At 64.1% G+C, this 1,157-nt stretch carries 2 protein-coding genes; both read left to right on the forward strand.

Annotated elements, in window-relative coordinates; all coding sequences use genetic code 11:
• Nucleotides 1–348: HlyD family efflux transporter periplasmic adaptor subunit (locus RLDS_RS29310; RefSeq protein ID WP_021224251.1), on the forward strand; the 348-nt coding region annotated here is incomplete at its 5' end.
• 1 nt (nt 349) lies between these two features.
• Nucleotides 350–1,157, forward strand: an 808-nt coding sequence (locus tag RLDS_RS29315; protein ID WP_021224252.1) for an ABC transporter ATP-binding protein, incomplete at its 3' end; no start/stop codon positions are given.

Consider the following 1,157-nt stretch of genomic DNA (forward strand, 5'->3'; position numbering starts at 1 on the left):
GGCAGCATGGCTGTCAGCCAAAGCCCGGTCTATAGCCTCAGCCTTGATGCTCCGGTTTATGTGCGGGCTTATGTCGGCGAACCGGATCTGGGGCGTATCGCGCCCGGAATGCGGGTGCGCGTTCGCAGCGATTCCTCCGACAAACTCTATCAAGGCCAGATCGGGTTCATTTCGCCTCGCGCCGAGTTCACGCCCAAAACGGTAGAAACGACCGATCTGCGCACGGATCTGGTCTATCGTCTGCGGATCGTGGTCACCAATGCCGATGCCGCGCTGCGTCAGGGCATGCCGGTAACGATCGAGGTCGTAGTCGGACAAACCTCCGGCGCGCGCGCCAAAGGCCGCTGACGTGCCGCCCGCCACCGCGCCACAGGAGCAAAATGGCGATGTCGCGGTCGTCATCGACAGGTTGAGCAAGCATTTCGGCAGTGCGCCTGCGTTACAGGATCTCAGCGCGCAGATAAGCTATGGCCGACTGACCGGGCTGGTCGGGCCGGACGGCGCGGGCAAGACCACCTTGATGCGTATCCTGACAGGACTGCTGGTGCCGAACAGCGGCCACGCCAGGGTAGCGGGCTTCGATGTGGTGGACGACAATGACGCCATCCATGTCGCGACCGGCTACATGCCGCAACGCTTTGGCCTCTACGAAGACCTGTCGGTCATGGAGAATATGCGGCTCTATGCGCAGTTGCGCGGTATGGCCGCCGATGGACACGCCGACCTGTTCGCCCAACTGCTCGACTTCACACGTCTTGCCCCCTTTACCGGACGCCTGGCGGGCAAGCTCTCCGGCGGCATGAAGCAGAAGCTGGGTCTCGCCTGCGCATTGATGGCCCGGCCTGCTGTCCTGCTGCTCGATGAACCGGGTGTCGGTGTCGATCCGGTCAGCCGTCAGGATCTGTGGCGCATGGTGCAGGCGCTGACCGACGAAGGGATGGCCGTAGTCTGGTCGACCGCCTATCTCGACGAAGCCGAACGCTGCGACAGCGTGCTGCTGCTCAACGAAGGGCGGCTCGCCTATGACGGACCGCCCGGAGAGCTGACCGCGCGCCTTACAAGCCGGAGCTTTCGGCTGGAACAGGTCGGCGAGCGGCGGCGGGCCGTGCTAGCCGAAGTGCTCAGCCTGGACAGTGTCGGCGACGGGGTGATCCAGG

Origin of the sequence: Sphingobium lactosutens DS20, assembly GCF_000445105.1 — a bacterium.
Lineage (GTDB): Bacteria > Pseudomonadota > Alphaproteobacteria > Sphingomonadales > Sphingomonadaceae > Sphingobium > Sphingobium lactosutens.